The organism is Dehalococcoidales bacterium (assembly GCA_030698765.1).
Taxonomy (GTDB): Bacteria; Chloroflexota; Dehalococcoidia; order Dehalococcoidales; family UBA2162; genus JAUYMF01.
In genome coordinates this window covers 1-21,162 of record JAUYMF010000040.1, presented here as the reverse complement: position 1 = coordinate 21,162, position 21,162 = coordinate 1, and the positions used below count along the sequence as shown (strand labels likewise).

Sequence of the window (21,162 nt, the reverse complement as noted above, 5' to 3'; positions counted from 1 at the left end):
CTGTTATCAGGAAAGCTATGCGATGGTCTCGATTAGCGAATTGTCCTGCATTTTGCTTTCATCATATTTTAAGAGATTTCGCGCGTAAAAACGATAAGCGATATTCGCGGGGATTGAGACGGGTAATATACAGCGCGAGCCTGCCAGCCGCTTGAATATCGAGCCGGCGGTATAGCATTGTTTCCAGGTCCAATATAATCCCTCCTGTAGCTCCCCGGGGGACATGAGCTTGGGTCGGAAGACAACGTGCTGAGCATCATACATCGACCAGTTGGTCTCGATAATGCGGTTTTCCTTCTTTAATTTCTCGTGGATGGGCGTACCCGGGAACGGGGTGTAAGCCGTAAAGCGGGGAAGGTCCAGGTTCAGTTTATTGACCATCTCCACCGTCTTTTCAAAAACCGTCTTGTCATCGGTGTCAAAACCGAAAACGAAGCATGCCTGGATAGAGATTCCACGGTTGTGCAGCTTCTTAATCTGGGTCTTGTATTTTTCGGCGTAATTGAAACCCTTCCCCATACCTTTTAGAGTGGACTGAGAGACTGACTCGAAGCCTATCAAGAGACCTTTGCAGCCGCTTTTAGCGGCTAAATCCAGCAGCTCGGGGTCATCCGCCATGCGGATGGTGGAAGGACTGAGCCAGCGTTTCTTGAGCGGTATCATGGCGCGGTAGAGGTCTTTGGCGTATTGCCGGTCCTCAATAGGGCTCACGTCTACGAAAAGGACATTACGGCTTTCAATCTGTTCCAGTTCCGAGATGACATCTCTGACGGGACGGAGGTACATCCTTCTACCCCAGGCGACAGGCACGACACAGAAATCACAATGATTAATACACCCACGCGTAGCCTGCACGGTATTGACGGTTATATAATTCTTACCTCTGAGAAGCTCCCTGCGGGGGAATGGCAAATCGCTCATTGAGAGAGCCGGGGACTGGGTATAGAGCTTGCCCATCCTGCCACGGATGAAATCACGGAGCAACTGCGGCCAGCTTTCTTCCGCAAAACCGGTAACGACGGCATCGGCGTGGAATGCGGCTTCTTGGGGCATCAGGGTGGCATGGACACCACCCAGCACCACCGGGATGCCTTTTTGCCGGATATGATCGGCCAGTGTGTAGGCACGCATCGCCGTCCCGGTAATAGCCGTTATCCCAACCAGATCAGCTTTGATCTCGCCGGGCAGGGTTTCCACCCCCTCATCGATGATCTCCACTTCGGCTTCGATCTCCGGCGGGATCAACGCTGCCAGTGTGGTTAAAGTCAATGGAGCATAGCGGATAGGTCTCTTAAAGATACCCTTTTCGTATCGGTAGAGCGCTCCGCGAGGCATTATAAGAAGTATTTTCACCGACCCCTCCCCTCATAGTAGTCACTAAAGAAATTCTAGAATGTCTGGAGGTATAACGTCAAATTCCTGAGAAAGGATGGTAGTTCCGGGTGGCAATAATATCGAATAGGTTAAGCACGATAATTGAAACTGCCTGCTCCTTTGGAGGAAACGGGTCAGGCAATCCCTCCCTTTCTGCCGCAACAGTTGGTAAACCCCGGCTCTATTATCTTGACTGGCTCATAGTTTTAGCCATGATGGGCATCTTCTTCTAAATCTACTTCAGGTACCACGATTTCACTTATTTTCTCCCTGAGGGGATCGATATAATTCAAGAACCTCTGCCTTGGTAGACTTGCCGCATCGGGATATCCCTTTTGAATCAGGTTATTTAACTGACGGTCGAATTCTTTTATCAACATGATTTACGGTGGGTAGTCTAGCATAAAATTACGCCGGTAAACAGATGGGCAGGGTCATATGAACGAGTACACCAACTTGACAAAATCCGTCTTTCTTTGTGAAAATGGTTCGTCTGTTCCTTTGTAAAAAGAATTTTCCGGGTAATAACTACCAGAAGAGGAGGGTTGAAAAAATGTCCAAAAAAATAGTCGTGGTGGGTGCGGGGTTTGCCGGTTGCGGTGCGGCTGCGGCAGCGGCACGGGCCGGAGCGGATGTAACACTGGTCGAAAAGACGGATACGCTTACAGGTATGGGCCAGCTGGCCGGGTCTTACCGGCGGGGTTCCGCCGTTCCCGGCGAGGTGGAACTTGTTGCCATGGGAGCGGGAGATATGCTGGATGCTCTGGACTCGGTGGCAATTTTTTCCCGATTTGAAAATCTGAAGCTAAAAGACCCGCGCATGCTTACCCTGTATGACACCCGCAAGATTGGAAAGGCGGTAGACAAGGTCCTGCGGGGACTGGGCGTAAAGATAATCTTACGAGGTCTCGGCTCAGACGTTGAGATGTCCGGCCGGAGCATTAAGGCGATAAAGCTTAAGGACGGCACGGTGCTGGAGGCTGATGCCGTGGTCGACGCTACAGGGGGAGCCGGACCGATACCGATGTGTGAAAAATACGGGCAGGGCTGTGCCGCCTGTATAATGAACTGCTATTTGTTTGGTGGCAGGGTTAGCATTGCCGCTAAGGCTGGCGTCAAAGAGTTCGTCGGGCAGAGGGCGGATGGTACACCCGGGATATACAGTTCCGCGGTTACCCTGATTAAAGAGTCGCTCTCCCCTGATCTTCAGAAGAAGTTGGAAACAGAAGGTGAGATACAGTTAGAGACGCCGCCGGAATATGTCGAAGCGGTATACCAGAGAATGCGGATGACAATGGTAGGTATGGGCGTAACGCCGGAGATGGCCAGGGAACTGGAAATAAACTATTGCGGCTACGTTAATATCAGGAGAATGCCCTGGCTGCCGCGGGAAGAACTGGAGAAGATAGCCGGCATGGAAAACGCCATGATTGCTGAACCGCATGTCGGCTGGATTGGTAATGCTATCAGGTACATGGCGATTTCACCCAAGGACCTGGCTCTAAAGGCCGAGGGCGTGGACAACTTATTCGTTGCCGGTGAAAAGGCGAAATTTGGCAGCATCTCGGCAGCTTATATCTCCGGCGCGCTGGCTGGCCACAACGCGGTACGCAAGGCAGCCGGAATGCCAGCCCTTGAACTACCCGTAACCACTGCTATCGGCAGAGCCATGGCCTTCAGCCTGGAAAAGCAAAACGATCCCAAGAGCAGGGGTGGCCTTAGATTAACCGCCGAGGAGCAGGAACTGGAAGCCACTCAGGCTAAAAAGATGTACACTGATAATATCGGGAAGCTGGGTCTAACCGGAATATTCTCCAAAAAGCTGGTGTAAACAGGCAGACTGGATACTATCAAGGTATAGAGGTTGGCGGGCTATTTTTTAATAGCCCGCCAACTGCGTTAGAGACGTTCCCGTCCAGCCACAAATCACCCTTGAAACCACGGCGCTTTCCTTGACAGAGCCATATCACAGACTTAATATAATAGTACGGGACCCTTAACAAGCAAATTACGCTAACCCACCAGGAGGAGATTGAAATGTTGTACGGTTGGGCTGAAGCTGATTTAGAAGTTGACCTGTCTAACGCCACCATCGTCAAAGAAGCGGCAGACCGCAAGCTATATGAAGCTTTCCTCGGAGGTAAAGGTACCAATGTCAGGACATTATGGGAGAGAGTGCCTCCTGAAGTTGAACCCTTTTCCGCTGAAAATTTACTGGTAATCAGCGCGGGTGCTCTGGTTGGGACTATTGTGCCCAGCGCTAACCGCACTACCGTTACCTTCAAGTCGCCGGTGACTGAAATACACTCGTATTCCAATATCGGTGGCAATTTTGGAGCCAGGCTTAAGTTTGCCGGCTACAATACGATAAAGCTATCCGGAAAGTCATCCACGCCGGTGTACCTGTGGATAGATGATGACCGGGTGGAACTGCGTGATGCCAGGCATCTCTGGGGAAAAAACACCCGAGAAACCCAAAGACTCATCCGTGAAGAATTGAAAAACGAAGAGGTGGAAGTCCTGTGTATCGGCCTCGCCGGTGAGAATAAGGTCTACACGTCTACCATCGAACACGGCAACGGTTCCAGCGCCAGCCGGGGCGGAGCGGGCGCCATCATGGGTGACAAGATGTTGAAGGCTATCGCCGTTCATGGCACCAAAGACGTTAACGTCGCCGATCCTGACAGACTCATCGAACTGTGCCAGCCAATCCTCAACCGCACCGAGCGTGTCAGGCACCAGATTTATGACAATTTCGGGTACGGCCGTGTTAAAGGATACGCCAAGGGAGTAGACTACGGCATCACTGGGGGGGCATACCCGCCTGAGCTTCAGTATCAAATAGACCATATTGGCGAGGTAGCCCAGAACTTCATGGACACAAAAACGGATAAAAGGGTTGCCTGCTATAACTGCGGGCAGCGCTGCCTCCGCGCCTATGCCCAGCCTGATGGCGAGTATTCCTTTATAAAGTGCTCTTCCTGGGTGGCTGGTCTGCGCGCTACCAGAATACTTGATATTGACTTCGCTTTAAGGTTTTATCACCAGTGCGAATTATATGGTCTGGACAGCAAATCGATTACGGCGCAAATCGCGCTGGCAATCAAGCTCTATGAAAAAGGGATACTGACCGGGAAAGATACCGGAGGGATGCACCTGGAGTTCGGTGATGAAAAATCAGCTCTCTGGCTGATTGACAAGATTGCCCGCCGCGAGGGCATTGGTGATGCGCTGGCTGATGGCGTTTACCGTGCCGCCCGGCGGATAGGCAGAGGCGCTGAAGAGTTTGCCCGCCACGTGAAGAAACTGGACCTGGTCCAGCGCAGAGAAGGCGGCGGCGAGTCCGGCCCCGGCAGTATAACCACAGCTATCGCTGACGGCGGCGGCGGCGAGAAGCTTATCGGCTCTAACGCCGAGACCTTCTGGGAGCGGGCTGAGGTCCATACCCCCGAGGAAAAAGCAGCTTATCTGGAATCAGAGTACTACCATTTCCCGGAAGAATTCAAGAAGTACCTGTTGCCGGAGAGCAATCTCATTGAGGCTGATTATGAGGGAACATTATTATTTATCTCTCATAACGAAGAGACATTCGCGCTGGCGGATGCTACCGGACTCTGCTACTACTGGGTAGGGCACCACCCGTCGCCACCGATAAGCAGTCGACCCTTGATTGCCAGTCTCATATCGGCCGCTACCGGAATGGATATTGACGAGGCTAAGGCAACAAGGGTAGCCAGACGAATAATCAGGCAGGTACGCTCTTATGATGTCAGAACCGGCATCAGGAGAAAAGATGATAGTATGCCTGAAAAGCATTTCCAGAAAGACCCGAGAACCGGTAAAGCCAAATTGGACCGCGATCTGTTCAATAAATGGCTCGATAAATGGTATGAACTGAAGAGGTGGAACCAGGATGGCATACCTACCAGGGAAGCGCTGGAGGAGGTGGGACTGGATGACGTGTTACAGGAACTGGAGCAAAGGAGAATCTTAAGCGTGTCGCGCGATCCGGTCACCGCCTCGCCCGGACTCTCTTAGTAAAGACTGTAATAAGAAAGATGTGCGTAGACTTGACAAAGCGATAAACATAAACTATAAAGAGTTGGGAATGCACACCAGCTTCAGCAAACCGGCAGAAGATGGCAAAAGGATTAATTAATATCCTGAGAGGTCAGTCAAATGAGCTGGTTGAGTAATCTTTATATAATATAAAGGAGGAAACTGGATGAAGAGGAAAGGTATGTGGCTTGGAATTAGTTGCCTGTTAGCGTTAGCCATGTTGCTGGCCGCCTGCGGCCCCGCAGCACCGACGACGCCGACCGCTCCAACCACACCCACTACACCCACCACACCGACAACCCCCATAGTCCCGATAACACCGATAACCCCAACCGCACCGACAGCACCAACCACGCCGACGACATCAGACGTACCCCAGTACGGCGGGACGTTTACCATGTGGAAGATAGAACAGAAAGCCTTTGATGACGCCCTGCGCGGCCGCTCCACTCCCCAACACTACGCCCAGGTCGCTGAAGCGATGATGATGGCGGACTGGGCACTGGGCAAGGCCGGTGGTTACGGCGCGGGCGAAGTTGAGGGCGTCACCATTATTGTTTCGGCACTCCACATGATTGGCGCCTTCGCCGAGAGCTGGGACATAGTCGGCGACGATACCATTGTTTACCACATCCGTAAGGGCAATCACTACGGGCTGAACCCGCTGAGCGAGTCCAGCCGTCTTGCTGGCGGCCGTGAAGCCGACGCTTATGACGCCGAGTATGCTTTTCTGCGAGGCTTCGGCTGGTTACCTGAAGATGACGGCGGCTATGTGAGCAAACCCTACGCTGCGGCCAGACTTACCGCCGAGGAGCAGCCATTATCCATCAAGGCCCTGGACAAGTGGACGGTGGAAATCAAGGCCCAGCCCGCCGGTCTGGGTTCTCTCTTCAAATGGACGGCGCAATCCATGAACATATACCCTCCAGAGGTCGCCCGCAATTTCAATATGAATGACGCGCGGAACCATGTCGGCACTGGCCCGTTTATGATTACCGATTACGTTGATGGAGTCAGCACTACCTTCGTCAGGAACCCCACCTACTGGCAGCCAGACCCCGTCGGCCCGGGCAAGGGCAACCAGATACCCTATATCGATACCCTGAGATGGCTTTACATCCCGGACCGCTCAACCCAGATGGCGGCGCTACGCACCGGCAAGCTCGACCACCTCGGTGAACGGGCCGGTCTGTTGCGTGAAGAAGCGGTGAGCCTGTTGCAGGGCAACCCCGGCATGAAGTATAACGGCGCTCACCAGCGCGCTCCCATGGTAGGTCTCAGAGGGGACAACCCGGACCTACCATGGTATGACGTCAGTGTCAGGCAGGCAATGTTTATGGCCGTCGACCGTGAGACGATAAGGAAGGATTACTACGGAGGAGAGGCTGATATCTACAACTATCCGGTCGATGCCGACCCGATGTGGATATCCCTCGGGGCAAGTATCCCCTTCGATGAGCTACCCGCATCAGCCCGCGAGCTTTACACCTACAACCCGAACAAAGCGAAACAGCTCCTAGCTGAAGCCGGCTACCCCAATGGCTTCAAGATGGAGGTGATCCTGATGGAAGCCGATGTCGACCTGGCGTCCCTGTTCAAGTTCTATATGGCCCAGATTGGTGTCGACGTGGAACTGGCGGTGAAAGAGAAGGGCGTTTACACCTCTATCGAGAAAAACAGGACTCATACGGAAGGCTTCTGGGACAGCATGGCCGCTCCCTATTCCTGGCATGAATGGCGGATTGACGACCTGAGCAACTCCAGCATGGTCGACGACCCCGAGATTAACAAGGGAATCATCGAGTTTGCCAAATACTTCATGATTGACGATAGCAAAGCTTATCCAGAGTTCGGCAAGCTTGTTCCCCGCATGATTGAACAGGCGTACTACATACCCATGCCATCACCGCTGAGCTATACCGTCTGGTGGCCCTGGGTCAGGGGTTACAGCGGCGAAGACATGTTCGGCGCTACTGACCGTTTTGGCTTTACCCAGTACATCTGGCTTGACCGTGAACTAAAGCAGTCAATGGGCTACTGATACCTGTACCGGGAGATAGAAAACAGGAAGAAGGGGTTGGAGGTTATAACCTCCAACCCCTTTTGCAGTAATGCTATACCCTGGAGAAAAGCCCGGGCAGCAGCTAACTCAGGGTTGACAACCAGGTATCACGGCGGTATCATGCAATATCAATTCAAATCCATCAACGAAGGAGATTGAGATGCCAGATAATAAGGTTATTGATGCCCATTATCATGTAATCAGCCCGAACCTGGCCAAGGCGATTGGCGCTGCCATCCCGATACCTGATATTTTCAAACGTGAAAGAATGCTCACGGAGGAGGAACAACTGGAAATCGCCCAAAAGAAGGGCGTAGACGTTCTGTGGTTCTCTTTCCGGACGCCGCCGTATTACGTCGGGGTGAAAGAGCTTCCGCAGTCATCTCCGCATGTTCTTACCGTGGCACGGACGGCTAATGATTATCTTGCAGCTGTTTGCCAGCGCTACCCTGGCAAATACATGGCCTTCGCCGATATTCCTCTGGCCCATGGCGATGCGGCCATTGATGAGATGAAGCGGGCGCTCAAAGACCTTGGTCTTCACGGCATTTGCCTGCAGTCTAACTATGATGGGAAACCACTCGATGCGCCCGAATTCCGGCCATTCTTTGAGGAAGCCAATAAATTGAAAACGGTTGTGCACGTCCACCCTATTGCGCCCAGGGCTTCGGACGAGGCGTTGCGGGAATATTTCATGTTTATGATACTGGGCTTCCCTTATGATACCTCGCTCGCCTTCATCCGCATGGCCTATACAGGAGTCCTGGCGCAGTGTCCTGACGTCTCTTTCATCCTCAGCCACGCCGGAGGGACAATCCCCTACATCTGGTGGCGTATCAACATGCCCTATATGGGCAACCGTCCGCCCAGCCATGACCATATCAGTGCGCCGCCTACTGAATACCTGAAGCAGCTCTACTATGATACGGCGCTTACCGATACCGATTCGCTGATGCTGGCCTACAAGCGTGTTGGCGGCAACCATCTGATATTCGGCACTGATGTTCCCTACGGCCTTGAAACGGGTGTAGAGCATACCCTGAATACAGTCCAGTCCATGGATCTACCCGCGGAGATAAAGTCCGGGATACTGGGTGGCAACGCCCTTGCCCTCAGCCGCCGCGTCGGCACTTAGCGTAAGAAAGGGGGCTGCATATGCGCAGCCCCCAAACTACCTTAAGGTTTTCGCAAGACTGCCAGCAACACATACCCTGGCTTCCCTCCGCCGCCAGAGTAAAGCGCTTATTTTGCTAACACAATTTTCCTCTTGAACTTGACCCGCTTACTCAGTAGCAATATACTTTTCGAAGATAGCTACTGCTAGTACCGGAGGTAAGATATGACTGAGTCCGCTGCCAGGGAATCCAGAAAAGAAGTAATGAAGGACATCATCCTTCAGCTTCACCGGGGTTTATCCGCTGAGGAAGCCAAGAACAGGTTTGAAAAAGAAATAGGCAACGTCACCTCCACCGAGATTGCCGAGATAGAGCAGTCCCTCATCAATGACGGCCTATCGCCGGAAGAGATAAAAAAGTTCTGCAATGTCCATGCCCTGATCTTTCAATCCGCCTTGGAGAAATCCCCGGCTGATGAAACGTTCCCCTCCCATCCGGTCTATCTTTTCAAGCTGGAAAACCGGGAAATTGAAAAGCTGATTAACTCGCTCAAAGCAGCCGCCGAGCAAAAAGAAGGCTACGACCTATCCGCTTTAATCAGGAAGCTGAAAGGGCTGCTGGAGCAGCTGCGGGGAATCGAGCTTCACTACGAAAGAAAAGAGCAGCTCCTTTTTCCGTTCCTGGAAAGACAGGGCTTTATGGGCCCTTCAAAAGTGATGTGGGGTAAAGATAATGAAATCAGGGACCTGATGAAGACAGCCTTAAGCGAAATCGACGATATTGCCAGTGCGGAAGACCTAAATGAGTACCGTAACCGGGCGCTTGATCCGCTTATTGAAGAAGTCCTGGGAATGATTTTTAAGGAGGAAAACATCCTGTTCCCGACCTCACTGGAAAAACTTGATGCCACTGATTGGGTGGAGATACTGAGAGAGAGCGATGACATCGGCTATGTTTTTATCCAGAAACCGGAGGAAACGTCTGTCCTGGTGAACAAACTCCAGGCGGCGTTACTTGAAGAAGTTATATTTCAGGACAACACCATTTCATTGCCGACCGGGACAATAAGGCTGGATGAACTAATGCCTCTCCTCAATGTCCTGCCGGTAGACCTGACCTTTGTCGACCGGGAGGATACCGTTCGCTATTTCTCGGAAGGCAAAGACCGGATTTTTCGCCGCACCAGGGCCATCATCGGGCGGAAGGTGCAGAACTGCCACCCGCCGCAGAGTGTAGACGTCGTGGAGAAGATACTCACCGCATTCAAGGAAGGAAAGAAGGATGTTTATGATTTCTGGATGAACCTCCAGGGCAAATTGGTCTACATAAGGTATTTTGCCATCAGGGACAATAAGGGACAGTACGTGGGGACTCTGGAAGTTACGCAGGACGTCAGTGGCATCAAATCTCTGGAGGGGGAGAAGAAACTACTCGATGAAAGAGATTGATCTCAATAAAAGCGTTTATGAACTGACCGAAGCCTATCCGGAGCTTATCAGTACCCTTAAAGAACTGGGCTTCCTGGGCGTAGCTAATAGTATCGCCCGAAACACACTGGGCAGGGTTACCACTATACCGCAGGGCTGCCAGAAACAGGGTAAAGACCTGTCCGAGGTTATCAGGCAACTGGAAGAGAAGGGATTCAAGATCACCAAATAGCGTTGAGCCGGGGCCCAGGCAAAAATAAATCAACTGGAGCCGTATGCGCGGGGTATTATTGACGCGGTTTGTGCTATAATCCAATAAGCGATTATTCAGGGAGGCTTAGCAAAATGTTTGATAAAATTCTGGTTTGCCTGGACGGTTCCAATCTTGCTGAACAGATTCTACCCTACGCGATAGAACAGGCAACGCACTTTAATAGCAAAGTAATACTCCTTCAAGCGTTCTCCATATCCAGCAATATCGCGGCTGCGGAGGCATCTGAAGCGTCCGTAGTAGGCGCCGACCTGATACGGGAAGAAGCTCAGAGGCTGGAGACCGAGGCCAGAGTCTACCTGGAGAAAATAGCCAAGTCGTTGCAGGAGAAAGGACTGGATGTAACCTGTGTCGTCTTGCAGGGACAGGCCGGTGAGACTATCATTAACTACGCGCAGAAGGAAAATATTAACCTCATCGCTCTGGCCACACACGGGCACAGTGGTCTGGGACGTGTTATTTTCGGCAGTGTCGCTGACCACGTGCTTAGACAATCAGGCTTACCGGTTCTGATAATAAAACCAAGAAAAATGGAGACGTAACTCCGGCGCTGGAGAATAGCATTGTTAAAGGGAGAAATCCATGAAGAGTTCTTTTCGCCTGTTCCGCATTGCCGGCATTGATATCGGACTTCACTATACCTGGATATTTATTTTTGTCCTGATCAGCTGGTCACTGGCGCAGGGTTTCTTTCCGCAGGCATACCCGGGGTGGGATACGGTTACTTACTGGATAACGGGCATTCTGGCCGCCCTTCTTCTCTTTGTCTCGGTTCTGCTGCATGAGATGGCCCACTCTTTAGTGGCGCGGGCCAGAGGTATGTCCGTCAATAGCATCACCCTTTTCATTTTTGGTGGCGTCAGTAACCTGGAAGAAGAGCCGGAAAAGCCCAGGATCGAGTTTGCCATGGCCATAGTGGGGCCTCTAACCAGCCTGGCTCTGGCCGGTATTTTCTGGGGGTTAACCCAGGTAGCCGGAGACCAGGACGGTCCTCTGGCAGCAATGCTCAGTTATCTGTCCCTGATTAACCTGATTCTGGCCATCTTTAACATTTTACCCGGCTTCCCGCTGGATGGCGGGCGAGTACTTCGTTCTATTCTCTGGGGCGCTACCGGCAACCTCATCCAGGCTACCAACATCGCGGCTACGGTAGGGCGTTTCTTTGGCTGGGGGCTGATTGCCTTCGGCGTGCTTCGTTTACTGGCCGGGGATTTCCTGGGAGGCCTGTGGATTGCCTTCATCGGCTGGTTTATCAGCAGTGCCGCCGATAACAGTTATAGAGAGATTACCCTGCGTGAACACCTGAGTGGCATCAAGGTGAAGGAGTTGATGACCCCCGATCAGGAGACCATCGCCCCGGAAACCAGGGTCGAAGATGTTGTCTGGAATATCTTTCGTAAGAACCACGGTCGCTCTGTTCCAGTCTGCCGGGACGGCAAGCTGCTGGGCATTGTCACCATAACCGATGTCAAAGAACTACCCCGCGATAAGTGGGCGGAAACGCCGGTAGAACAAATAATGACCCGTGATCCACTCTACATGGTATCTCCTGAAGATAACCTGAATACTGCAATGAAGCTTATTGCCCAACACGATATTAATCAGGTACTGATTAATCAACAAGGACGATGCGCCGGGTTACTCAGCCGGTCTGATATCATCAGGCATCTGCAGCTCAATCAAGAACTGGGCATGCAACGCAAAGTCTAGAAACCCGCGTCACAGAATAGAGCCATCCTGTGTTTACGCGGAATGCAGAGAGGAGATTTTATGCCCCCGCGAACGGTACAGATTGAAGATTATATTCCGTTTGTCGGCTCTGAAGCAATAGTGCGTATCAGGCAGAAAGCTGAAGTGCTCCGGGGTTTGCACGTAACCAATATCAACTCGACCTATTACGGCGGCGGGGTCGCGCAGCTACTGGCGCCCCTGACCCTGCTGATGAATAGTCTCGGTATCAAGACCGGCTGGCGTACCATCCACGGGCCGCCGGATTTCTTTTCCGTAACCAAAAAGATGCATAATGCCCTTCAGGGCGGTGAAATTAACCTGAGTCAAATAAAGAAGCAGATATATGAAGATGTGGTCTATGATAACTCAATCCAGAACCACCTGGACCATGACATAATCATAGTGCATGACCCCCAGCCGCTGCCTCTGATAAAGCACTACCGGAAGAATTCCCCCTGGATATGGCGCTGTCACGTTGACCTGACCAGTCCTAACCCGGAACTGTGGGACTACCTGGTACCTTTCATTGAGAAATATGATGCCGCTATTCTTAGCCTGAGGGAGTACAAACAAAAGCTGGAAACTCCCCAGCTCTTCTTCATGCCGGCGATAGACCCTTTTGCCATCACCAATAAACCTCTAACCGAAGAGGAGATAGACAACCGCCTGAACCATTACCATATTCCCACTGATCTGCCTCTGGTAGTCCAGATTTCCCGCTTTGACCGCTGGAAGGACCCGGAAGGCGTCATCCGGGCCTTCAAAATGGCGAGAAAAGAGGTAGATTGCACCCTGGTGCTGCTGGGTAATGTAGCCACCGATGACCCTGAAGGTGAAGAAGTGTACGATTCCCTGCTCGATTCCCGTGAGGACCGTATCATCATTCTGAGCCGCCAGGATGGAGCGCTGGTAAACGCTCTCCAGCGGCGGGCAGCCGTGGTGCTGCAGAAGTCCATCAGGGAAGGGTTCGGCTTAACCGTCGCTGAGGCGATGTGGAAAGGAACGGCTGTCATCGGAGGGAATACCGGAGGGATCCGTTATCAGATTGAGGACAAAGTTAACGGTTTCCTGGTGTCCTCTATTGAAGAAGCAGCGCATAGAATCGTCCAACTGCTCCGGGACCCTGACCTCAGACAGCAGATGGGACAAAAAGCTCGGGAGAAAGTGAGACAGCACTTTCTGCTGACTCGTTACCTGGAACAGTACCTGGACCTCTTTAGTTCCTTTGAACCTGTCTTCCGCCTGTCGGACAAGGTTAGACCTTACCGGGAATAGATTGTCCGTAGATTAATCGCAGGCCATCACGCTAAATCTGGTCAGTAGGATGTTAACCGCCTGAGATGGTTGCCGGGCAAAACGTATGCCTTTGTCCGCCGGATTGATTTATCTGATATGAAGTACGAACAGGCATAGCATGAAAGAAACATGGCAGCCGAAACCGGGAAACCAGCTTTTCCGTCCCCGGCGAATAATGCTGGGCCGTCTCCGGAGGGTACTCGGGGTCCCGGCTCTTTTCAGCATCGGGTATGGGGATGTAGGTTCATCTATCTACTACGGTTTAGGCGTCGTTGCGGTTGTTGCCCTGGGGGCTACCCCCATTGCACTGGCGATAGCCGGTATCATTTACGTTTTTAACGCTCTTACTTACGCGGAAGGCTCGGCCATGCTTCCCGAGGGGGGTGGCTCAACCAGCTATGCTCGCCATGGGTTCAATGACTTCGTCGGTTTTTTCGCCGGGTGGGCGCTGATGTTGAGTTACATAATTACCATGGCCATCGCAGCCTATACTATTCCTCCGTATCTTGCCTATTTCTGGCCCGCGCTCAGCGAACCTGCAACCGGCACTATGGTATCGATGGGAATCATCCTTTTTCTCATGGTCATAAACGTGCTTGGTATCAGAGAATCATCAGTCATGAATATAACGTTCACCGTGTTGGATATAGTTACGCAGCTTACCCTGGTAATCCTGGGTGCTATCCTCATACTGGGGCCACACCCTGAAGTCCTGTTCCAGAACATGTTTAGCCAGGGTAACTGGCCGACTGCCCAGAATCTCGTCTTCGGCATTGCCCTGGCGGCTCTGTGCTTTACCGGTGTTGAATCAGTATCCCAGCACGGAGAAGAAACGCGTCAGCCTCAAAAGAGAATGCCGCAGACGTATACGCTGATGGTAGCGGCTGTTCTTGTCCTCTTTGCCGGGATTTCAATAGTCGCTTTGTCCGCTATGACTCCGCAGTTGCTGGGTGACCCGGTGAATGGTTGGGCCAGAGATCCGGTGGCGGGTATTGTCGCCAGCCTTCCTTCAAGCACGCTGCGATCGCTATTTGCCCCTCTGATCGCAGTGCTGGCTGCCACTATTTTACTTATGGCGACCAATACCGGTTTGATGAGTATCTCCCGGCTTGGTTTCAACCTGACATCACACCGGCAATTTCCAGCATTTCTGGGCCGGGTGCACCGCCGCTTTAGAACGCCTTCCATGACCATCATTTTGTTCTGCCTACTATCTATCCTGGTACTGGCTCCCGGGCTGGTCAATCCCAACTTTTTCACCGATCTGGGGGCACTGTACGTATTCGGTTCCCTGTTAACTTTCAGTCTGGCCCACGCGGCAATTCTTAGCTTGAGGGCCAGGAAGCCGGAGTTGCCCAGACCATTCAAGCTACGCTTCAATATTGAAATCAAAGGACGCGAGTTTCCGCTCTCGGCAATACTTGGTTTGATAGCCACAACAACGATATGGGCGGTAGTTATCATCATTCACCCATACAGTCGCTGGATGGGCCTTATCTGGATGGTAATTGGCTTCATCATCTATTACCTGTACCGGCGCTGGAAGAGAATCCCGCTCACTCATTACTCCCCACCGCCATCCAGAGCCGGGAGTAACCGGAAATCCTGAAGCCCTCTGGAGAAGATGCTGGAGAGTCTAAATCGATATTTGACGCACTTCCAGGTAGATGTTAAACTCACTCATCAAAGATAAAGGAAGTCCAGCAATGACCACCGGGTCGCTTACTGCCAGCAGAGTCTTCGATGAATTCAGGAAATGTGGCATCACCCACATTGTCTGGCTCCCTGATAGCGAAGCTCGCTTCATGTACGAAGCGATGATGGACCAGCAGGAAATCACCCTGATCCCGGTATGCCGCGAGGGCGAGGCAATAGCCATCGCGGCCGGACTTGTTTTAGGGGGAAAGAGACCAGTGGTGCTCCATCAGAACAGCGGTCTCTTTGAATCCGGGGATTCGGTGGCCAGTCTGGCCCTGGACCTGAAAATCCCTCTGCTATTACTTATCGGCTATCGGGGCTGGCGGCGCAACATGCCGATGACCGATTGCGCGGGTATCTTGCTGGAACCTACGCTGGATGCCTGGAGTATCAAGCACTATTTGATGGTGACCGACGAGGACGTGGAATATATCTCAACAGCTTACCGGGAAGCCCAGGAGACCAGCAAGCCGGTGGCCGTCCTCATTGCCAGGGAGTACCGTTAGCATGCTGGACAGTCTTGAAGCGCAGAGAGTAATCTCCCGCTACCGGAATAAGGCGATTGTCATCACTACCATGACTCCCAGCCGGGAATGGCCACAGGTATCCACCAGCCTGGACCTCGACCTGCCGTTAATCGACGGAATGGGCAAGGCCTCGTCTCTGGGTCTGGGACTGGCTCTGGCCCAGCCCGGCAGGAGAGTCTTCGTCCTGGATAGTGACGGCAGTTTGCTGATGAACCTGGGCAGTCTGGTAACTATTGCCAATATGGCGCCCCCCAATCTGGTGCATTTCTTATTTGAGAACAGTATCTATCGTACTACCGGAGGTCAGACTATCCCCGGCGCCGGCAAATTCAGTTTCATAGGACTGGCGCGGGAGGCGGGGTATAACAGCGTACACGAATTCGACGATCTGGCTAGTCTGGAAGATAACATTGAAACCGTACTGAATCAGGCCGGGCCCACCTTCGTCTGCCTGAAAGTCCCGCCACTGGCGGAGAGGCCGCCCTATCCGTTTCTGAACACCGCCAGAGCTATCCCCCGCTTCAGGGAAGCGGTACAACGTCCTTCTCCATAACCATTAATATCAGAGATAAAGCAGGGTAGAGTCCGCCTGCCTGACCCTGCAATCTACAGGCTGGCGCTCACCACCCGCATTTGTTGACCAGTCACTACCGGAGAGGAGGATAAAGATGGAGAACCTTCGCTATGACTATTCCCCCCTCATCAGGAGAGAACCCTTCAAGTTGCCTGACCGGGCACGGGTGGCGGTCTGGGTGGGGGTCAATATTGAGCACTTTGATATTGGTACGACCGACTTCGGTGACAGACCCTATCAGGCAGGCGCGCCCAATGTCATGGACTACTCGGTACGGGACTACGGCAACCGGGTTGGTATCTGGAGGCTCATGGAAACGCTGGACAAACACAATATCAAGGCCTCGGTATTGCTCAACTCGGATGTCTGCAGTCGCTATCCGGTTGTCATCGAGGAGTGTAAAAAGCGCGGCTGGGAGTTTCTGGGACACGGCACCAGCAATTCCCGCCCCCTGGGTGGTCTCAGTGAAGCTGAAGAAAGGCAAGTTATTGCCACCACCCTGGACACGATCACCCGGGCGGTACAGCAGCGTCCTGTAGGCTGGCTGGGCCCGGCACTGCAGGAGACCTTCAATACCCCTGACATCCTGGCTGAGAACGGCGTAAAATATCTCTGCGACTGGTGCTGTGACGACCAGCCTTTTCCGATGAAGGTAAAGGAGGGGAGCCTCATCTCGATGCCTTACGCCCAGGACATTAATGACCGGGCTGCCTTCCGCCGGAATGTAACCCACCAGCAGTTCGGGGAAATGATTAAAGACCAGTTTGATACCCTGTATCGGGATGGGGCCGGGCAGTCCCGCATCATGTGCATCGCCTTGCACCCTTTTCTCATTGGACAACCTTTCCGGATTGGCTATCTGGACAAGGCACTGCAATACATCAAGGGCTACGGTGATGTCTGGTTCGCCACCGCACGGGAGATAGCTGACTGGTATTATGAGAACTACCTGGGCATGAAACTAACCTGAAAACAGGTTAATCCCGGAAGTGCTTGACATTTCCGGGGCCGGGACAAATAATTAGCCATTCGCCACTGACAAAAAACGAGAAGGAGGGTCACGGTTATGGCAACACAATTAGCAATTAACCGCAGTAAAACAGCGCTGCTCATCATGGACTACCAGTACCGGCAGCTGAGCAATTTCTCTGATGATTTCCAGAAGGAACTACTGTCCAGAGCTAATAAAGTCCTCGATAAAGCCCGGCAGATTGGCATTCCCGTCATCTATGTGGAAGTGCGGCGGGGAGAGAGAACACCGGAGACTGAAATTCACCAGGCGGTAACCCCTCACCCCGGAGAAGTAGTGCTGACCAAGAGCCGCGTGGGGCCGTTTTCAACCACAGACCTTGACGCCAGGTTGAAAGCCCAGGGTATTGACACACTGGTACTGATGGGAATCAGGACCGGCGGCTGTATCCTCTCCACGGTACGCTGGGCGGCTGACATCGACTACAGACAGATAGTGCTCTCCGATTGTTGTGCTGACCCGGATGAAGAGGTACACCGGGTATTGATGGAGAAGGTATTCCCGGCCTTCGGGCAGGCGACGGTCATAACCTCCCCGGAATTCATCCGGGCGTTAGATGAGAGCCGGTAACAAGCGGCAGGGCAACGGCTGATGATTTACCGTTGATTTGAAAACCGGCCGGTAACAAGGAATGGATTTGTCGTCCGGTAATTCAACGTGAAATTTTCGGGGAATGGTTAAGTTTAGTAGAAGAAGGATAATGAAAGATGGATAATTCCGCAAAGTTAAGAGAGATGATGGACCGTCAAATGGTGGTTGCCCCTTTTTGTCTCAATGCTTATCACGGCAAGATTGCGCAGCTCGTCGGTTTTGGGGCGGTATACATGACCGGATGGGGCACTGCCGCAGAGCGGGGCTTCCCTGATGTCGGACTGATTACGCAGACCGAAATAGTACAGAATGCCCGCTATATTGTGAATGCGGTAGATGTTCCGGTCATCTGTGATGCTGATACCGGTTACGGTAATCCAATCAACGTCTGGCGCACGGTACGCGAGTATGAGGCGGCGGGGGCAGCGGCTATTCACATCGAGGACCAGGTCTTCCCCAAGAAGTGCGGCTTTTTCGCCGGTAAGCAGGTAATCCCCATGGAAGACTACATACCGAAGCTGAAGGCAGCCCTGGATGCGCGCCGTAACAAGGAATTTGTTATCATCGCCCGCTGTGACGCCCTGGCGATAAATGGCTGGGAAGATACCATCCGGCGCTGCCGCGCTTACCACGAGGCTGGCGCCGATGCTGTCTTTGTTGACGGGGTCAAGTCCAGAGAAGACCTGGAAATTTACGCCCGCGAGTTGCGTGACCTGCCCCGGCTCTTCAACGGCGGTCAACACCTGGCAGTCACCACTGAGGAGGCTGCCAGGCTGGGATTCAAAATCATGATCACCGGCGGCACCAACCTGGTGGTCTATGGCGCGGTCAAGAGGGCATTCCGGGAGCTGAAAGAGAACGGCGTTGTTCCCCCCGAGATGCTCGGTAATCTGGATGAGGCGCTCGATATGCTGGGGCTTCCCGAGATATACGCCATGGAGAAACGCTACAAGGTTACATAACAATTAGAACACTCTCTATTGATGCGCCCTGCCCATACCGTTTCTACCAGTGCTCATAGCGTACCAGTTCGGTAATTGACTGGCGCTTTTTCTCTTTCGGCTGGTCATCCGGATAACCCAGAGGAGTAAATGCAATCGGTTCAACCTCATCAGGGAGTCCCATAATCTCCCGGGCGGCTGCCGAATCAAATGCCCCGACCCAGCAGGTGCCGAGCCCGAGGTCTGTGGCCGCCAGAATCAGGTGGTCCATGGCTATGGCCACATCCACATCGCAATATCTCCGGCCGTCCCGCCTGACCCAGGCCGGTTCAGCAACACCGCAGGCGCAGATTATTATCGGCGCCTGCACGAACCAGGGACGGGAATAGATGCGGCTGAGATCTGCTTCTCTACCAGCGGTATGAACCACAATCAACCGGAACGGCTGCCGGTTAGAGGCGGTTGGCGCCAGACGTGCCGCCTCCAGAACCTTCTGTAACTTTTCATCTACTACCGGATTGGATTTATAAGCCCGTACACTATACCGCTTCTCAACCAACTCTAAAAAATCCATCTACTGCTCCTTTATTATTGAGATAACTACATTGAAGCATTATCAAGAGGTAAAACTCAAGTTTTACCTGCGGTAACGGCGACCAGGATGATGCAGGTGAAGAGATAATTTTTGAAAACTCCGCCAGCTGGTAGCGGTGGTGGGCGGTACTGTACAATACGCAGAACTAAGATGTTTGAATTAGCGTTTTGTTTATGAGCGTTAAGCGTATCCTCATTCGGGGAAAATCTGCTATAATTCCAGATGATTGGATTCTACAGGCAGGCAGGTTGAAAATGGAAACAATTAAATATGTATACTATCAGGAAGACGATATGTGGGTAGGCTGGCTTGAAGACTATCCCGATTACAGGAGCCAGGGAAAAACTCTGGATGAACTCAAAGAGAACCTCAAGGATATTTATGAAGACCTCAGCGCCGGGAAGATTCCCCATGTCCGCAGATACGGGGAACTCGTGGTCGGATGAAAAGAACCGAGCTAGTCAGGAAAATCGAGAGAATGGGATGTGTTTTGATACGCCACGGCGGCAAACATGACTGGTATCAGAATCCAAACACTAAAGTTTCACAACCTGTTCCGAGACACCGCGAAACCGCCGACAGTTTGGCGAAGCACATCCTTAAAATGTTGAGTGATTGAACTGCCCAATACGCAGAACCCGGACGTTTGAACTGGCATTCAAAGTCTAATCCATAGGAAGCTCCTATCCATGAGTAGATGGTAATCTTGACAACGCTCAGTTGAAAATCCTGTGGAGATAAACTAGACTAGTACCTACTTGCAATGAAAGCTAATGTTATGTATAATGACATCATGAGTAGAAAAGCACGAATAATTGAATTAACACCGGAAGAAACGGCGACCATTGAATCATGGGCACGGTCTGGTAAAACTGAACAGAGGATAGCTTTCCGCGGCAATATAATATTAGCTGCTGGTAAAGGCAAGGAAAACCAGGATATTGCCCGAGATTTACATACTACAGTTACTACTGTTGGTAAATGGCGTAAACGTTTTACAGAGAGTCGACTTAGCGGACTATCAGATAGTTCACGACCTGGTATCACTCCAAAATACGATGATAAAAAATTAGAAAAACGCATTCTAGAAACGCTGGATAAACCAGTACCCTATGGTTATGCCACATGGACCGGACCTCTATTAACTAAAGAGATCAGGGATGTATCGGAATATAAAGTTTGGCGTATTCTCCGCCAGTTGAATATTTCCTTAACCCGCAGGCATAGCTGGTGTATCAGTACTGACCCAGAGTTCGTACCTAAAGCAGCCGCTATCGTCGGATTGTATCTGAATCCACCGGAGAATGCGGTAGTGTTATCTGTCGACGAGAAACCCGCGATACAAGCTCTCGAAAGGGCTCAAGGGTGGTTGAGATTACCGGATGGCAAGACGTTAACCGGATTCAGTCATGAATATAAACGACATGGAACAACCACGTTATTTGCTGCACTGGAAGTAGCGACTGGATTGGTAAAGACGGGGCATTATCAACATCGTAAACGCCGGGAGTTTCTCGATTTCATGAATGATGTTGTGGCTGGTTATGATAAAGAGGTTTTTGTGGTTCTGGATAATCTCAATACCCATAAACCTAAGCATGACCGATGGCTACAACGGCACAAGAATGTGCATTTCTTCTATACCCCAACTCATGCTTCCTGGCTAAATCAGGTAGAAGTTTGGTTCAGTATATTGTGGAGAAAGGCTTTAAGAGGAGCCAATTTCACTTCTCCGCGGCAAGTTAGAAAAGCTATTGATGAATTTGCCGAAGTTCACAATGAAACGGCATCTCCATTCGAGTGGAAAGCTACTCAGGTGTTCCAATCCTCATTAAAAAATAACTATAGTGATTTATGCAAGTGAGTACTAG

At 51.9% G+C, this 21,162-nt stretch carries 20 protein-coding genes; 18 read left to right on the top strand and 2 right to left on the bottom strand.

Going from position 1 to position 21,162, the window contains the following annotated elements; all coding sequences use genetic code 11:
* Nucleotides 1-15: 15 nt before the first annotated feature.
* On the bottom strand, nt 16-1,353 hold the full coding sequence (locus tag Q8Q07_02000) for a radical SAM protein (protein ID MDP3879065.1): 1,338 nt from the start codon (nt 1,351-1,353) through the stop codon (nt 16-18).
* An 89-nt stretch (nt 1,354-1,442) separates the two neighbouring features.
* Here Q8Q07_02000 and Q8Q07_01995 point away from each other — a divergent pair, with 89 nt between their 5' ends.
* The 16 genes from Q8Q07_01995 to Q8Q07_01920 all read left to right on the top strand — a co-directional run bounded on the left by Q8Q07_01995 (nt 1,443) and on the right by Q8Q07_01920 (nt 18,717).
* Nucleotides 1,443-1,607 (top strand): hypothetical protein, encoded by a 165-nt coding sequence (locus Q8Q07_01995; GenBank protein MDP3879064.1) that lies wholly within the window; start codon nt 1,443-1,445, stop codon nt 1,605-1,607.
* 320 nt (nt 1,608-1,927) lie between these two features.
* On the top strand, nt 1,928-3,205 hold the full coding sequence (locus Q8Q07_01990) for an FAD-dependent oxidoreductase (protein ID MDP3879063.1): 1,278 nt from the start codon (nt 1,928-1,930) through the stop codon (nt 3,203-3,205).
* A gap of 206 nt (nt 3,206-3,411) precedes the next feature.
* Nucleotides 3,412-5,412 carry an aldehyde ferredoxin oxidoreductase N-terminal domain-containing protein gene (locus Q8Q07_01985; GenBank protein MDP3879062.1) on the top strand — a complete coding sequence of 667 codons (2,001 nt, stop codon included), beginning with the start codon at nt 3,412-3,414 and terminating at the stop codon, nt 5,410-5,412.
* Between the two features lie 202 nt (nt 5,413-5,614).
* Complete coding sequence (locus Q8Q07_01980; protein ID MDP3879061.1) at nt 5,615-7,474, top strand: ABC transporter substrate-binding protein; 1,860 nt, start codon at nt 5,615-5,617, stop codon at nt 7,472-7,474.
* Between the two features lie 181 nt (nt 7,475-7,655).
* Complete coding sequence (locus tag Q8Q07_01975) at nt 7,656-8,630, top strand: amidohydrolase family protein (GenBank protein MDP3879060.1); 975 nt, start codon at nt 7,656-7,658, stop codon at nt 8,628-8,630.
* A gap of 204 nt (nt 8,631-8,834) precedes the next feature.
* On the top strand, nt 8,835-10,058 hold the full coding sequence (locus tag Q8Q07_01970) for a DUF438 domain-containing protein (protein ID MDP3879059.1): 1,224 nt from the start codon (nt 8,835-8,837) through the stop codon (nt 10,056-10,058).
* Entirely contained in the window at nt 10,045-10,269 is a 225-nt protein-coding gene (locus tag Q8Q07_01965; GenBank protein ID MDP3879058.1) for a DUF1858 domain-containing protein, read from the top strand. The genes Q8Q07_01970 and Q8Q07_01965 overlap by 14 nt, the downstream gene beginning before the upstream one ends.
* 113 nt (nt 10,270-10,382) lie before the next feature.
* Nucleotides 10,383-10,850 carry a universal stress protein gene (locus Q8Q07_01960; protein MDP3879057.1) on the top strand — a complete coding sequence of 156 codons (468 nt, stop codon included), beginning with the start codon at nt 10,383-10,385 and terminating at the stop codon, nt 10,848-10,850.
* Nucleotides 10,851-10,890: 40 nt separating this feature from the next.
* Nucleotides 10,891-12,018, top strand: coding sequence for a site-2 protease family protein (locus Q8Q07_01955; GenBank protein MDP3879056.1), 1,128 nt, complete (start codon nt 10,891-10,893; stop codon nt 12,016-12,018).
* Nucleotides 12,019-12,078: 60 nt separating this feature from the next.
* Complete coding sequence (locus tag Q8Q07_01950) at nt 12,079-13,314, top strand: glycosyltransferase (protein ID MDP3879055.1); 1,236 nt, start codon at nt 12,079-12,081, stop codon at nt 13,312-13,314.
* 139 nt (nt 13,315-13,453) lie between these two features.
* Complete coding sequence (locus tag Q8Q07_01945) at nt 13,454-14,944, top strand: APC family permease (GenBank protein ID MDP3879054.1); 1,491 nt, start codon at nt 13,454-13,456, stop codon at nt 14,942-14,944.
* A 97-nt stretch (nt 14,945-15,041) separates the two neighbouring features.
* Nucleotides 15,042-15,539 (top strand): thiamine pyrophosphate-binding protein, encoded by a 498-nt coding sequence (locus Q8Q07_01940; protein MDP3879053.1) that lies wholly within the window; start codon nt 15,042-15,044, stop codon nt 15,537-15,539.
* A 1-nt stretch (nt 15,540) separates the two neighbouring features.
* Nucleotides 15,541-16,113: a thiamine pyrophosphate-dependent enzyme gene (locus Q8Q07_01935; GenBank protein MDP3879052.1), complete on the top strand. Its 573-nt coding sequence runs from the start codon at nt 15,541-15,543 to the stop codon at nt 16,111-16,113.
* 115 nt (nt 16,114-16,228) lie between these two features.
* Nucleotides 16,229-17,104 carry a polysaccharide deacetylase family protein gene (locus Q8Q07_01930; GenBank protein MDP3879051.1) on the top strand — a complete coding sequence of 292 codons (876 nt, stop codon included), beginning with the start codon at nt 16,229-16,231 and terminating at the stop codon, nt 17,102-17,104.
* A 96-nt stretch (nt 17,105-17,200) separates the two neighbouring features.
* Nucleotides 17,201-17,734 carry a cysteine hydrolase gene (locus Q8Q07_01925; protein ID MDP3879050.1) on the top strand — a complete coding sequence of 178 codons (534 nt, stop codon included), beginning with the start codon at nt 17,201-17,203 and terminating at the stop codon, nt 17,732-17,734.
* A gap of 137 nt (nt 17,735-17,871) precedes the next feature.
* Nucleotides 17,872-18,717 (top strand): isocitrate lyase/PEP mutase family protein, encoded by an 846-nt coding sequence (locus Q8Q07_01920; GenBank protein MDP3879049.1) that lies wholly within the window; start codon nt 17,872-17,874, stop codon nt 18,715-18,717.
* 43 nt (nt 18,718-18,760) lie between these two features.
* Here the strand turns inward: Q8Q07_01920 and Q8Q07_01915 are convergent, their stop codons facing one another.
* Nucleotides 18,761-19,270, bottom strand: coding sequence for a nitroreductase family protein (locus tag Q8Q07_01915; GenBank protein ID MDP3879048.1), 510 nt, complete (start codon nt 19,268-19,270; stop codon nt 18,761-18,763).
* A gap of 275 nt (nt 19,271-19,545) precedes the next feature.
* Between Q8Q07_01915 and Q8Q07_01910 the strand changes: the two genes are divergently transcribed.
* Both Q8Q07_01910 and Q8Q07_01905 read left to right on the top strand, forming a co-directional pair.
* Entirely contained in the window at nt 19,546-19,737 is a 192-nt protein-coding gene (locus tag Q8Q07_01910; GenBank protein MDP3879047.1) for a hypothetical protein, read from the top strand.
* A 347-nt stretch (nt 19,738-20,084) separates the two neighbouring features.
* Entirely contained in the window at nt 20,085-21,155 is a 1,071-nt protein-coding gene (locus Q8Q07_01905) for an IS630 family transposase (GenBank protein ID MDP3879046.1), read from the top strand.
* Nucleotides 21,156-21,162: the final 7 nt, after the last annotated feature.